The 13,688-nt window shown below is 44.8% G+C and carries 15 protein-coding genes and 1 tRNA gene; 7 read left to right on the top strand and 9 right to left on the bottom strand.

The features are described from left to right. Positions 1-14: 14 nt before the first annotated feature. Together aat and infA are read left to right on the top strand one after the other, a co-directional pair. Complete coding sequence (aat, locus tag CWE13_RS01185) at positions 15-740, top strand: leucyl/phenylalanyl-tRNA--protein transferase (RefSeq protein ID WP_126805514.1); 726 nt, start codon at positions 15-17, stop codon at positions 738-740. Positions 741-826: 86 nt separating this feature from the next. After that, on the top strand, positions 827-1,045 hold the full coding sequence (infA, locus tag CWE13_RS01180; RefSeq protein ID WP_007419779.1) for a translation initiation factor IF-1: 219 nt from the start codon (positions 827-829) through the stop codon (positions 1,043-1,045). Positions 1,046-1,180: 135 nt separating this feature from the next. On the opposite strand, the gene clpA is transcribed toward infA, so the two are convergent. Together clpA and clpS are read right to left on the bottom strand one after the other, a co-directional pair. Further along, positions 1,181-3,448 (bottom strand): ATP-dependent Clp protease ATP-binding subunit ClpA, encoded by a 2,268-nt coding sequence (clpA, locus tag CWE13_RS01175; RefSeq protein WP_126805513.1) that lies wholly within the window; start codon positions 3,446-3,448, stop codon positions 1,181-1,183. Between the two features lie 22 nt (positions 3,449-3,470). Further along, positions 3,471-3,788, bottom strand: coding sequence for an ATP-dependent Clp protease adapter ClpS (gene clpS / locus CWE13_RS01170; protein ID WP_126805512.1), 318 nt, complete (start codon positions 3,786-3,788; stop codon positions 3,471-3,473). Between the two features lie 311 nt (positions 3,789-4,099). Between clpS and cspD the strand changes: the two genes are divergently transcribed. After that, entirely contained in the window at positions 4,100-4,318 is a 219-nt protein-coding gene (gene cspD / locus CWE13_RS01165) for a cold shock domain-containing protein CspD (protein WP_126805511.1), read from the top strand. A gap of 153 nt (positions 4,319-4,471) precedes the next feature. Here cspD and yejK read toward each other — a convergent pair whose 3' ends face one another. Next, complete coding sequence (gene yejK, locus CWE13_RS01160) at positions 4,472-5,533, bottom strand: nucleoid-associated protein YejK (RefSeq protein WP_126805510.1); 1,062 nt, start codon at positions 5,531-5,533, stop codon at positions 4,472-4,474. Between the two features lie 73 nt (positions 5,534-5,606). Between yejK and CWE13_RS01155 the strand changes: the two genes are divergently transcribed. After that, the gene (locus CWE13_RS01155; RefSeq protein ID WP_126805509.1) at positions 5,607-5,828 is read left to right on the top strand and encodes a YejL family protein; all 222 of its coding nucleotides are present in this window, start codon (positions 5,607-5,609) and stop codon (positions 5,826-5,828) included. A gap of 13 nt (positions 5,829-5,841) precedes the next feature. Continuing rightward, positions 5,842-7,440 (top strand): DUF3413 domain-containing protein, encoded by a 1,599-nt coding sequence (locus CWE13_RS01150; RefSeq protein WP_126805508.1) that lies wholly within the window; start codon positions 5,842-5,844, stop codon positions 7,438-7,440. Between the two features lie 39 nt (positions 7,441-7,479). On the opposite strand, the gene CWE13_RS01145 is transcribed toward CWE13_RS01150, so the two are convergent. Then, positions 7,480-9,456 (bottom strand): alpha/beta hydrolase family protein, encoded by a 1,977-nt coding sequence (locus CWE13_RS01145; protein WP_126805507.1) that lies wholly within the window; start codon positions 9,454-9,456, stop codon positions 7,480-7,482. 209 nt (positions 9,457-9,665) lie between these two features. On the opposite strand from CWE13_RS01145, the gene CWE13_RS01140 reads away from it, so the two are divergent. Further along, positions 9,666-9,742 (top strand) — tRNA-Pro (locus tag CWE13_RS01140). Positions 9,743-9,892: 150 nt separating this feature from the next. Next, positions 9,893-10,165 (top strand): hypothetical protein, encoded by a 273-nt coding sequence (locus CWE13_RS01135; RefSeq protein ID WP_126805506.1) that lies wholly within the window; start codon positions 9,893-9,895, stop codon positions 10,163-10,165. A gap of 7 nt (positions 10,166-10,172) precedes the next feature. On the opposite strand, the gene ltaE is transcribed toward CWE13_RS01135, so the two are convergent. The 5 genes from ltaE to CWE13_RS01110 all read right to left on the bottom strand — a co-directional run bounded on the left by ltaE (position 10,173) and on the right by CWE13_RS01110 (position 13,639). Then, positions 10,173-11,201, bottom strand: coding sequence for a low-specificity L-threonine aldolase (gene ltaE / locus CWE13_RS01130; protein WP_241973612.1), 1,029 nt, complete (start codon positions 11,199-11,201; stop codon positions 10,173-10,175). 38 nt (positions 11,202-11,239) lie between these two features. Continuing rightward, a complete protein-coding gene (locus tag CWE13_RS01125) occupies positions 11,240-11,782 on the bottom strand; it encodes a YgjV family protein (RefSeq protein ID WP_126805505.1) in 543 nt (180 codons plus the stop codon). A gap of 68 nt (positions 11,783-11,850) precedes the next feature. Continuing rightward, the gene (locus CWE13_RS01120; protein ID WP_126805504.1) at positions 11,851-12,243 is read right to left on the bottom strand and encodes a hypothetical protein; all 393 of its coding nucleotides are present in this window, start codon (positions 12,241-12,243) and stop codon (positions 11,851-11,853) included. Then, entirely contained in the window at positions 12,231-12,722 is a 492-nt protein-coding gene (locus CWE13_RS01115; RefSeq protein WP_126805503.1) for a DUF192 domain-containing protein, read from the bottom strand. Before CWE13_RS01115 ends, CWE13_RS01120 begins: the two co-directional genes overlap by 13 nt. 149 nt (positions 12,723-12,871) lie before the next feature. Continuing rightward, on the bottom strand, positions 12,872-13,639 hold the full coding sequence (locus CWE13_RS01110) for a 3-deoxy-D-manno-octulosonic acid kinase (protein ID WP_241973611.1): 768 nt from the start codon (positions 13,637-13,639) through the stop codon (positions 12,872-12,874). Positions 13,640-13,688 lie beyond the last annotated feature (49 nt).

The raw sequence follows: 13,688 nt of genomic DNA, 5'->3' as shown, positions 1-13,688 counted from the left end.
CGAGAATTAATTTCATGAGCTTTCTCACCGGTTTAGATGATACCCCAAGCGATTTCCCCTTCCCAAGCGTATCCCAAGCACTCAAAGATCCTGATGGTCTTCTGGCTGTTGGTGGCTGTTTATCTGTTCCGCGCTTACTGAATGCATATCAGCACGGTATTTTCCCGTGGTTCAGTGATAATGATCCGATATTGTGGTGGAGCCCAAGCGAGCGCGCAGTTATTCAACCACACGCATTATATATCAACAGAAGTTTACGCAAATTTCTTAAAAAGCAGCCTTATCGGGTAACGTTAAATACAGCTTTCGAGAAAGTTATCCATTTATGCGCAACCATTCCACGCGGGCCAGGCAATGGCACTTGGATTACGGATGAAATGGTAGCGGCTTATGTTGCTCTTCATCACGCAGGGCATGCTCATTCTATCGAAGTATGGCAAGACCAAACCTTGGTAGGTGGCGTTTACGGCGTGCTGGTGGGGCAAGTGTTTTGTGGTGAGAGCATGTTCAGCCTGCAAGCCAATGCTTCGAAGGTTGCACTTATTGCATTACGTGATCATTTAACACCGGGCGGTTTAGCCCTTATCGATTGCCAAATTGAAAGCCAACATTTGAGCAATATGGGCGCGATAACCCTAGCCCGCGAGGATTTTATCCAAGAATTAGCGGTAAATACTCAAGTTATTCCGCCCCACTTTTTACAAGCATCTGAATTGAATGCGTTAGATATTGGCAATTAGCTTAAAAAAGCGGTAAAATCCCTCGCGCTTAAAAACGGCCAAGCACTTCGATTGCAGCTCGGTCAATAAAGAATACAGAGGATTTAATGGCGAAAGAAGACAGCATTGAAATGCAGGGTACGATTCTAGACACCCTGCCAAACACCATGTTCCGCGTTGAACTCGAAAACGGGCACGTGGTTACTGCGCATATTTCTGGGAAAATGCGCAAAAACTACATTCGTATTCTAACCGGTGACAAAGTTACCGTGCAGCTTACTCCGTACGATTTAAGCAAAGGCCGTATCGTTTTCCGCGCTCGTTAATATTCACATTAACAGCAGTGCTAGTTGTTACTAACGAGATAGCTAGCACTAGTAACGGCCCGAGAACAAAAAACCCAGCATAATTAGCTGGGTTTTTTCGTATCTGCGATCTAGCGCACGCTTCCACGAACAGCTTTATGAAGGTACGGCCTCATTAGCATTATCGTAAACAAATGCTAATTCATCACCACTCTCATTCAAACGTGCTTTCACGTTTCCGCCCTGATTCAATTGGCCAAACAATATTTCGTTTGCCAATGGTTTTTTCAGATGCTCTTGGATTATGCGAGTCATTGGCCTTGCACCCATGGCACGGTCATATCCCTTCTCGGCGAGCCATTCCAGAGCACTCTTTTCAACTTCTAAGGAAACACCTTTCTTATCGAGTTGCGCTTGCAGTTCGCAGATAAATTTATCAACAACCTGAAGGATAACCTCTGTATTCAAGTGTTCAAACCAAATGATTCCGTCCAAACGGTTTCGAAACTCGGGTGTAAACACTTTATTGATTTCCGACAATGCATCGAATTTATTATCTTGCTGCTGGAAACCAATCGATGTACGTTCGGTTTCCCGCACGCCGGCGTTAGTTGTCATCACTACAACAACATTTCTAAAATCGGCTTTACGGCCATTGTTATCGGTTAACGTACCGTTATCCATAACTTGCAACAAAATATTAAATATATCGCTATGGGCTTTTTCTATCTCATCTAAAAGCACCACACTATAGGGGTTCTTGATAACCGCTTCAGTTAACAAGCCGCCTTGTTCATACCCCACATAACCAGGAGGTGCGCCAATTAAACGGCTTACAGCATGCCGTTCCATGTATTCAGACATATCAAAGCGGAGTAGCTCAATACCCATCGCTTTGGCTAATTGTTGGGTTACTTCCGTTTTACCAACACCAGTAGGACCCGCAAATAAGAACGAGCCCACCGGCTGATGTTCACCGCCAAGGCCTGAACGCGATAACCGTATGGCAGAAACTAAACTATCAATGGCCGCATCCTGGCCAAAAACAACCATTTTTAAATTCCGATCTAGCTGCTTCAACATACTTTGATCGTTTCGCGATACAGATTGCGCGGGAACCCGAGCAATTTTAGCAATGATGGCTTCAATATCACCAACACCTACGGTTTTCTTGCGTTTGGACGGTGGTAACAAGCGCTGGCTTGCGCCGGCTTCATCAAGCACATCAATGGCTTTATCGGGTAAATAACGCTCGTTAATATACTTTGCCGCTAATTCGGCTGCAGCTCGAATGGCTGGCTGAGTGTAGCGAATACCATGGTGTGCCTCATATTTATCACGCAAGCCCATAAGGATTCGCGTGGTATCTTCTACTGAAGGTTCACGCACATCGATTTTTTGAAAACGACGAACCAAGGCGCGGTCCTTCTCAAATATATTCTTATATTCTTGATAGGTAGTTGAACCAATGCACTTCAATTCACCGTTGGTAAGCAACGGCTTAAGCAAGTTCGAGGCATCCATAACGCCGCCCGATGCTGCACCCGCGCCTACAATGGTGTGTATCTCATCGATAAAAAGAATAGCGTGTTTTTGTTTGCTCAATTCTTTTAGCAATGCCTTGAAGCGCTTTTCAAAATCACCGCGATACTTCGTGCCCGCCAATAGGCCACCCATATCGAGGCTATAGATAACCGCATCGGCAATTACTTCAGGAACATCTTTTTCCACAATACGCCATGCTAATCCTTCAGCGATCGCCGTTTTACCAACACCCGCTTCACCCACTAACAATGGATTATTTTTACGCCGACGGCAGAGAATCTGTACAGTACGTTCTAACTCTTCCTCACGGCCGATAAGCGGGTCTATTTTACCAGCCTGAGCACGAGCATTCAGATTCACACAGAACCGCGCTAAAAAGCCTTGTTCCTGCTCATCATTGTTTCCTGTTGCTTGTTCTTGCGGTGCCGAGCTTTCGTCTTCGATCCGGGAAATTCCATGAGAAATGAAATTAACCACATCAAGCCGAGTTACTTCGTGTTTATTCAACAAGTAAACCGCTTGTGATTCCTGTTCACTAAAAATCGCAACGAGAACGTTTGCCCCTGTTACTTCAGAATTCCCAGATGATTGAACATGAAATACCGCACGTTGTAACACGCGTTGAAAGCCTAACGTAGGTTGGGTTTCCCCTTCTCCCTCATCTTCTTCTGCAAACTTCGGCGTGCTGCGTTCAATATAGGTAAGCAACTCATCTTTTAATACCGCAAAGTTTATGGCGCAGGCGCGCAATGCTTCAGATGCTTCAGGGTTTTCTAAAAGTGCAACCAAGAGGTGTTCAACGGTCATCAGCTCATGCTGACGATCCCGAGCGATTCGGAATGCATCATTCAACGAAATTTCGAGTGCTTTGTTCAGCATACTGCTCTCCTTACTTCACAAATCATGCCTGCTCCATGGTGCAGAGCAGAGGATGCTGGTGTTCACGGGAATATTGATTCACCTGTACCACCTTGGTTTCTGCAATTTCTGCAGAGTACACACCACATACGGCTTTTCCGCGCTCATGGACTTGTAGCATTACTTCTGTTGCTGCTTCCATATTCAATCGGAAAAATCGCACCAACACATCAATGACAAAATCCATGGGTGTGTAGTCGTCATTAATCAACATCACCTGATACATAGAAGGAGGCTGTAAATCAATTTTCACCGCCTCATCTAAGTGATGCTCAGGAATGGAATCACTATACTTACTCATACGTTACTTGTTTCTACCTTTAATATAGCCAGATTTTTAAAAGATGGTTAGCGCCATTCAAATCTTTTTCGTTAAAAAAATGTAACAAAATTGCACAAGATCACTTGACTATTTTTTAGTCTTATCTAAATTAACACATGGTACTGTTTGCTGCAGTTTTCAAGTTTAGGGAAATACACAGGGCTTTTATAACAATTAATCACCTAGTGGTCTCCGAAAATCTGTAGCCCTTATCACGCACCACTCCAATAATAAAAGGTGCGTTACGTGAACATACAACAACACATTATACGCAAGAAGGAAGTAGAAGTATGGCTACCGGTAAAGTCAAATGGTTCAATAACTCAAAAGGGTTTGGTTTCATAGAATCCGAAGATCGCAGTGGTGATATCTTTGCACATTACTCCACAATTCAAATGGAAGGATATCGCACACTGAAAGCAGGCCAAGAAGTTGATTTTGAGCTTGAAGAAGGCCCTAAAGGGCTTCATGCGATTCAAATAGTGCCGCAAGGCGGCGAGAACAAATAGTTCCCACAATCACATCTATAAGCACTAGTTTAATCTACTGCTGTGAAAGGGCTGAAATTTAATGTCAGCCCTTTCTTTATCTCCTAGCTACATTCATTCTTGCTACAAACCACTTCTGCACTTCTCGTAGGATTACTAAAACAACCATTACGATTAATCGTTCATACCGTAGTATCGACGCAATTGATCACGTAAATTTGGTGGTGTTCCTTTTATCGTTAAGGTATCGGTATCAACGTCATAAGCAACGCGTTGGCCCAGCATGCTTTGATCAAACGCCATACTCAAGCCGCCGCCTTGCCCTTGAAACTTCACTAATTGCCGCAAACTGCTGCGATCAGCTGGGAAACTTTCTGGGATCTCCCGCCCTTTATCGTCACTGAACGCCTTAATAGATGGTGCGCCTTGCTCTTGTAGGCGTTTATCTAACTCGTTCATGTGAATCTGTTCACCTTGCTGCCATTGCTCACCGCAGTATTCAAACACGCTCTTGCGAACATCATTAGCGCCTTCATCTGGCAGTTCTGCTGCTTTCACAAACGCCTGAACAGTATCTACCAGTTGTTTCGTACTATTTTTCGAGTTCACTCGTTCGGCACAACCTAAGAAATCGAGAAAAAATTCGGCGGTTTTTCGTCCTGTTTTACCTTTAATGAACGATACGTAATAAAAATCATCCGCTTTCGCTTGAAACTCAGTAAGGTTGATTCGTGCCGCGAGTTGCACCTTGCTTACATCAAGTTGGGCCGATTTATTCACACTTAAATCGGGCTGCACCATAACGCCCTCACGAACTGGCAAAAAGCTCACTAACAGAAATCTATCAGAACCTTCTTGATAATCGGCTAGCAACAAAAAGCCTGATTCAGCAAACGAATAACGAGAAAGCTCTTGCTGCAATAACCGCGCTACTTGCTGAGAAAACTCAACAAAATCAGCGTCTTCAGCCAGCCATTGATTTAGTAACCGGGGGAATTCAGGCTCCGGAATTTCCTCTCCCGCCTTGCGAGCATCAGCGTATAGCGGATCATCAGCACTCACGAAGCTTGCATACCCCTTGCTCGGCTTTGCATTGTAAACTTGATTCATTTCATCGAGTAAGCTCGATACTTCCGCTTCGCTATTAAGCGCTGCGGGTGAAAAACGTAATCCAAATTCGCCCGCCGGATCTTGGTAAACTTGATGAACAATACTGGCAGTAACCTTCAATGTCATGGCTCTCTCGCTATGCAACTATCTGATTTATGTTAAACTTGCCCTATTCTAACATGGAGCCGGGGCCATCATCATGCCGATTGTTTCAAAATACGATCAAGAACGACAAGACCAGTTAATCGATAACATTCTCGATATTTTTGCCAAAGATAAAGCACCGAACGATTTGGCGCTCATGACACTTGGCAATGTGGTTACGCATATTCTTCAAGAACACGTACCTGCACAAAAGCGCCAAGCGATTGCCACGCAATTTGGTCAGATACTGCTACAATCAGTAGCTAAAGAACAATAAAAAGAAGAGCGCTATGGGTAAACATAAGCAACGCGATCGAATTGCAAAACTGGTGAGCTGGGGTCATTGGTTCACCCTAGCAAATATACTTATTTGCCTAGCCATTGGCTTATTTTACGTGCAAAGCGCTTTAGTGAGCACAAGCCCATTAGCTACCGCGTATTTGATCGTTAGTTGGCTCGGCCACTTTGCATTCTTACCCTTCGTGTTTTTTATCGTTCTCGTATTTCCTTTGTGCTTAATTTTACCCTACTCAGGCATTCTCCGTGGCTACGCTGCGGTTGTTGCGAGTATTGGTATATTTGCATTGTTATTCGATGCAATTTTCTTTGACCAATATGGTTTCCACTTAAATACGTATTCACTTACACAACTGGCGGCCGACGCCGAAGAATGGTTCCCGGGCGGCAGCTTTTTAATGCTGCTATTAGTTATATTCTCTTTCTTATTCATTCTTGGGTTGCAGCTAATCTTGGCCAATTTAAGTTGGAAACGCCACGATGCATTACAGGGTAAACGCTTTGCAAAAATGCTCGCGGCCGTATTTATTGGCTCCTTTTTAGTAAGCCATAGTACCCATATTTGGGCAGATGCGAATATCTATACGCCAATAACCCAACAGGACGATTTATTTCCCCTATCCTATCCAACTACCGCTAAATCACTTATGGCTCGGCATGGTTGGATAACGGTGGAAGGCTTTCAATCACAAAGTGATCGGCTCACGGGGAATCAACGCTTAGTTGCGCGCTACCCCAATACGCCGATGCTCTGCAACAAGTTATCGGCGAGTAGCGGCGTAACGGTTGTAGCATTTGATTCACTTTCAGAAATGCAACAAGCTGAGTTAATGAATTCGGTTCCGGGTTTGGCGTCATATCAACACCGTCACCTCGGGCAGCGTGAATTAACTTCTGCTGTGTACTCGTTACTCTACGGAATGCCTGATCTTTATACGGAGAGCTTGGAGCAGCAGAATGTAAAACCAGCGTATTTACAGATCATGAATGATTTTGCCACGCCAATACGCTTGTTTAATACTGCGCAATTCCCTGAGCGCGCATTACCACAAGCACTTAATCGCGATTTTAACGAATTCACGGGTGTCGTAAATTATAATTTCAATTTGGATATCGTATTCGCATCAGGTAGTGATATTGCCAACATCGCTGAGTTCTTATCAGCACAGCCAAGCACCCAGCAAATCATCATTACTTCGCTCACCAACCGCCATATTATAGGTAGCGTAGCGAACGCGGACCCGAAAAGTCTCTCGGTGCCGTTATATACTATGAATGTCGAATTAGAAGAACGTGAACTATCGAATTTAGAAGATATTCTGCCAACATCCCTTAGTAATTTTATGTCCTGCGCTGAAGGCTTCCGTAGTTTTACCAACGGACAAGACATGCGCTCAGAAAGCCGCAATTTTCCAAGAGTAATGAGCGTTCGACCATATATCTATATTTTTGAGAATAACCAAACCACGGTTATCGATGAGAATGGTGATATGCAGTTGTTTAATAGTGAAGGTGAGCTTGTACCAGGTGCCGTTCCGCCAACGCCTGTGTTTATTCAAAGTTTACGTGAGTTACAACGTTTCGGAGGGTGATAAAATCACACCCTCCGAAACAGTTGTTTAAACAACGCTTTAGTTGTCTTCGCCAATATATCGATTAAAGAACGTTAACATCCGTTCCCAACGCTCAACATTATGCTCAGGCTTGTAAAATCCGTGGCCTTCATCTTCTTTTACCATCCACTCTAATGGATGGTTTCGCGCTTCAAGCGCTTCACGTAAGCGTTCAGCGTGAATAATCGGTACTCGAACATCTTCAGCGCCATGAATCAAAAATACCGGAGCTTTTAGCTGATCAAGGTTGTGCAACGGTGATTGTGCATTTCTTCCTTCTTCAGTTTCCGGAAGCACGCGAGCCAAATAATCACGCCCCGATTGTCGGGTTGGGATATCACCTTCAGTAAGCATTAAGTTCAAATCAAATACGCCTACAAAGCCAACGGTACACTTGTATAAATCAGGCTCCCGGATGGCGCTCATTAACGCTGCAAAACCACCATAAGAGGCACCGTAGGCACATACACGATCTTTATCAACGATTCCCTGCTCAGCGAGGTACATCACGCCATCAGTCATATCATTAATCATGTCAGTACCCCAGGCTTTATGCCCGGCTTCCTCAAAGCTACGGCCGAACCCGCCAGAACCTCGGAAGTTTGGTTGAAACACTGCATAGCCGTGCTGTGCGAACACTTTCGCATCGCGATCGATATTAACAATGCTATCGCGAATACCATGTGGTCCCCCATGAGGAAGCATTATTAATGGCAAATCTTTCGCTTCTTTATCACGCGGCAAGGTAAGTAAGCCTTGAACCGAAAGCCCATCGCGGCTTTGATAAACAACTGTTCTTGTTTGTGGCAATAAATCACGCTTTAACCACGGAAAGGCCTCCGCTAAGCTGGTTAACTGCACATTCTCACGGTCAAATAAGAAAAACTGCGTAGGGTGATTCGCACTTCTTACTGAAACCACCATCAAGTTGCCATCACGTGTCGTTGAGCTAACGCTAACTTGGCGATCGGGAAATGTAGCGGTTAAGCTTTGCACTACGTTCGAATATTCACGATCTTCAACATCTTCAAATAGTAAAGCGTTGATCGTTTCATATTCATAGCTCACCCCAATCACTTCGTTAGCTCCGCCTCGGTTGAATGACATAATAGGCGTTACATCAGTATCTGGGTGCAACGCAATAATTTCCTCATCGCCATTTTCTAAATTAAGAATAGCCACCGCGCGCGTATCTGAATTCGTATCACTTAAACCCACAACCGAATTATCATCCATGAACGCAAGGGGAGTAAATCCACCTTCCAGTGCTGGATAGCGTGCAATTTCGGTCCAATCCCCTCTTCGACCTGGTTCACGTACAATAATGATAATATCGTTGGTGTTATTGGGATCTAAACCTACCGCTACAGCGGGATCGCCGTTGGAGTCGGTGAGCAACCGAGCCTGAACTCCGCCTACAGCACGAAGAGGAACCCTGCCCTCACTTCTTTTTCGTCCTGAATCAACACGCATGCGCGAGATATCCAACCATGGTTCGCTAGATGAATATGCATAAGTTGAAATTAATACTTCGTTCGGACTATCAGGTAGCCAATCGATAACGTCAGCCGCAACCCATTCACCATCTCGCGAACGAGGACCGGTTAACATAATGCGACGACCGCCATCGACATCCATACCAAACCACTCGCCTGTGCGTGCCGGCATTTCTAACGGACCAAACTCACGAGCTAAAGACATAACTAATCGTTTGTCACTAACCCAGTGAAAGCTCGAAACTGATTCATTACCGCGAAGTTCAGTCGCAGATAACACCGAGCGTGAATTAATATCCAACACCGTTAAACGTACCGAACCACCTTCGTTACGGGTAGTTGCAGCTAGATAATTGGCCTGAGGTGAAATTTTCACATCAAGAAACTGAGCGTTACGCGCGTATTCCTCCAACGTAATCGGCTTCACGTCCGTATCGGCTTGAGCTGCCACGCCGTGCCCGCCGATAATCGCCGCGAGGATAATGGTCACTATTCTCATATTGCTACCTTTCTAAGTTGTATAGTTATTTTTTTTGTTTTGAGCTCTAGGTTGATAAAATTAGCATCAAATGGGAACTATCGCATCTTTAATTTGTTACAAAAATTAACATTAGTGCAAGCCCTTTGTTTATTTAATCAACAACCATAATAAAATCACAGATTAACACTTGCCATTTGCGTGGTGAGAGGTAACATACGTGGCTCGGTCGGCGTGTGGCGCAGCTTGGTAGCGCACTGTCATGGGGTGTCAGGGGTCGGAGGTTCAAATCCTCTCACGCCGACCAATTCTTCTCTGTAAATCCTCCTTAAAGAATAGGTAACGAATTCTCGTTACTCTGAACAATTCCTGAAAATTAGGTATAATAGGGCTTGGTTACCGTTATAGGGCTCGCAAAATGATGTATCGTTCACGGTTCAAGGCATACACTGCTGCCATGCAAAATAAGCTGAAAGCGGCAAATAATAGTGGTTTTTTCGCTAGAATTATTGCGTGGATGGTGCTCGGTTTATTGCTCGTAGTAGGCCTTGCAGTATTTATTTTTATGTTGCTGCTAAGCTGGCTACTCATCCCCATTATGATCTGGCGCGGTAAACGCCGCATGGCCGGTTATCAGAACCAAGCAGCAGCTCAACGGCAACAGGGGCGCCACGATAGCACCCAGAAAGGTCGTGTTTTCGAAGCTGAAGTTATTGATAAGTCAGAGTAAGTAGATTCTAAGTGAGTGCCTTGCGAACGCTCTGCACGATACGTTCTACATCACTTGCCTGCACATCCAAATGCGTCACTAAACGCATTTTTGCACTACTCGGTACTTTGATACCCTCGGCCAGCAACACCTGGCTCACTTTTTTTGCAACTTCAGCGCTACTAAAGTGCAAATAAACCATATTGGTCTGTACCACATCAATGCTAAATGCGTCCGTATGTAAAGCCTTTAAGCCTGCAGCTAATGCTTTTGCGTTCCCATGGTCATCCGCAATTCGTGCAATATGATGGTCCAGTGCGTAATCAAGTGAAGCCGCGACAATACCAGCTTGCCGCATACCACCACCCAACATTTTTCGCCATCGCCGACCACGCTTTATAAGCGCTGCAGAACCCACTAAAACAGAACCAATAGGCGTGCCTAGCCCTTTTGAAAAACACACAGAAACACTATCGAAAGGCGCCACCATGTCGGCCAGAGGTTGTTCAGTCGCTACGTGCGCATTGAACAATCGAGCACCATCTAAATGTAACTGTAAACCATGCTGATCGCACAGTTCGCGCGCTGCGTTAATAAACGCAGTAGGAATCACCTTACCGCAATGCGTATTCTCAAGCGCAATCAACCGTGTAATTGGAAAGTGCGGATCATCTGCCTTTATTTTCCCTGCCACTACGTTGATGTTTAAGCTTCCATCGGTTTCTACCGCAACTGTTTGCGGAACAATTCCGCCCAACACGGCTGCACCACCGGCTTCATAGCGGTATGTGTGATATTCCTCACCAACAATATATTCTTCGCCACGCTGACAATGACTTAACAAGGCAATAAGATTGCTTTGGGTGCCACTTGTGCACAACAGTCCAGCTTCCTTCCCTAGCAGTTTAGCGACTCGCTGCTCTAGCAAATTAACCGTTGGATCTTCACCATATACGTCATCGCCGGTTGCAGCCAATGCCATATGCTCGCGCATAGCGGCACTTGGCTGGGTTACGGTATCACTGCGTAAATCAATGATTTTACTACTTGTTTTCACTCGAACAAATCCTTACCTAAACTGTTGATATGAGGTTGCTACTTCGTTGCGGTTCTCTCCGATACTCCTAGCTCCGCCGCTGCGGCAAGTTTCTTTTCACTCCGCAATTTCAAAAAGATACTTATTAGATTGGAAATATTAAACAGCATTCCGAACGGGCTAAGCACCAAAATCGAATAAATCAGCATCAGTGATTCAGCAAGAATAAACCAGCGCCGTATTGCTTGGGCGCTTTTAAGAACAATTGAGCCAACCGTAAAAACGAGCGATGCGGTATATGCAATGAATAGCACCACTGAGTTTTGTAAAACAAACCATTCCCATAAACAAAACACGATATTAAGCAAAACGAATACCAGCAGCACAGAAACGCTTTGGTAGCGAATAGCGACAATATTTCGCACAGCACCAATGGCTAAACCAATACCCGCAGCCGAAGCACCGAGCATAAAAAAATGAATACTCAAACAAGCGAGCGCAAATGCTGATACTAAACGATAGCCATTTACGGTTTCTTGGCGATAGCCGATAAAATTAATGATAAGTGCTAACGCACCGAAAATATGTACTGCGTAATCCATGATTTCTTCCACCGGGGAATAACATTGAGGCGGCTAGATGCAACCAAGCCGCGGAGTTAACCTAAATACTAGCGGTTCTGCGAATGCGCAGGGAATTGACGCACCTGCAAATCATAATCGGCGAGCAAGCCTGTGTCGGTCATAAAATAAACGGTAAGCGTCACCATTTTGGTTTCACCAGCGTTCTGATTGCCTGCGTTAGCGGCGCCCACCCATGTGTAATTGTACCAACGGAAATCACCGCTCTCCCCTTGCGCCTGCGGACGCCCCCACCAACGTTGAATATCGTGTACTTGGGTTCTGCCCTGAACTAAATAGCGGCCGATATTATCGTTACTCAATTGCTGTAAGTTCGGCGCTGTTTGGGTACGCGCACCGGTATTCGCATTCTCTGTACTGGCGCATGCGCCTAATACAAAAACCAAAGTGCATATCACAATAAATCTAATTACGAACGCCATGGTTGCACTTCCTCTATGGTTGTAGCGCAATCGCTATTCAGTAGCTTATCACCTACCTTCACGCCCCATTCCTTAAACTTGCCGAGATTTACTTCCAAAGCATATTTAAAAGGTGCACCCGCAGGATAACTTTGGCAGCGATTACTCCAATAGCTTCGGCACGGTTGCATCTGTTGAATATCCAATATTTCGCCGGCACTGCTAATGTAAGCGATATCCAAAGGAATTAAGGTACGGTACATCCAAAAGCTACGTTGCCCTGTGCTTTCATAAACAAAAAGCATTGCCGCATTTTCGGCTAAGGATTCACGCATCATTAAGCCTTGAGCTCTGGTTTCCGCAGTGGTCGCAAACTCAGCCGTAACTTTGTAGGTTTCTGATTCTGTTTTTAAGCACAAGTTTTCATCAGATGCTTCAACAACGCTCGCCACTGAACTAGTAACGAACACTAACGAACCAATTATTAATCGGGTGAACATTAACGATGTCCTTTTTACAAAGCCTCAAGGGAAGAATCTCAAACTATAGCAATGTTTTACGTAAACTGGCGGTTGGCGATTCATATAGTTCTTAATTCACGTTCAATATTTTATTCAGCCGCTTATCTAGCGGCTGTGAAACTCGGTTTTCAATCTGCGTTGTTACTTGCTTGATATCCTTGCAACAATGTCTGCCAATCCGATTCTTGCCAATAAAATTCCGGCTGCAAACGCTGCTCTTTTTCCAGTGATCGCTTTAATCTGGCAATATTTTCCGATTTCCACTTATGCCCTTGGCGTACTTCACACCGATCGAAATCAATTAACCAAGGCTTCCCTTCGCCTTTCGTTTCCTGCCATAAAATATTGTGGCAATTCAAATCACTATGATAAATTCCAGCGCCGTGAAAAGCCCCAATCATAGCGCCTATTTGGTACCATGATGCTGCATTTAGCGCACTCGAACACAGCATTTGGAATACATCCTGAGCGCCAGCGATTCGTTCAATAAGTATGCTTGCTCGATATATCATTCCACTTCGGCATACCATTGCAGCAACAGGTTTCGGAACCGGTAGGTTTTGCACATCCATCTGCAACAACAAGTTAAACTCGGCAATACTGCGAGTATTTTCTATACCCGTAAAGATAAATTGATCGGTTAATAATCTACCCGGTAAACCGCCCCGATAGTAATGCCGCAATACAAACTCGCGATGACCATCACTCACAAACCAAACCGTGTTTCGTCCTTTCGATTGGCCAACCACAGCATTCTCTTGTTGCCAAAACTTTGGGTTAAGCCAATCTTCCGCGCTACCCAGCTGCGGTGGGTTAAACACACGAAAATATTGACGCCCTTGCCTTATATTTTGTACCGCAGTGTTGCTGAACAATGCATTCTGCTGTTTTTTCACTCTACTCTTACTCCACGGCCCCTGCTACTCTAGGGCTCCTGCGTTTGCA

The sequence above is a fragment of the Aliidiomarina shirensis genome (assembly GCF_003987345.1).
Lineage (GTDB): Bacteria > Pseudomonadota > Gammaproteobacteria > Enterobacterales > Alteromonadaceae > Aliidiomarina > Aliidiomarina shirensis.
This window is presented reverse-complemented; position numbering and strand designations above follow the sequence as displayed.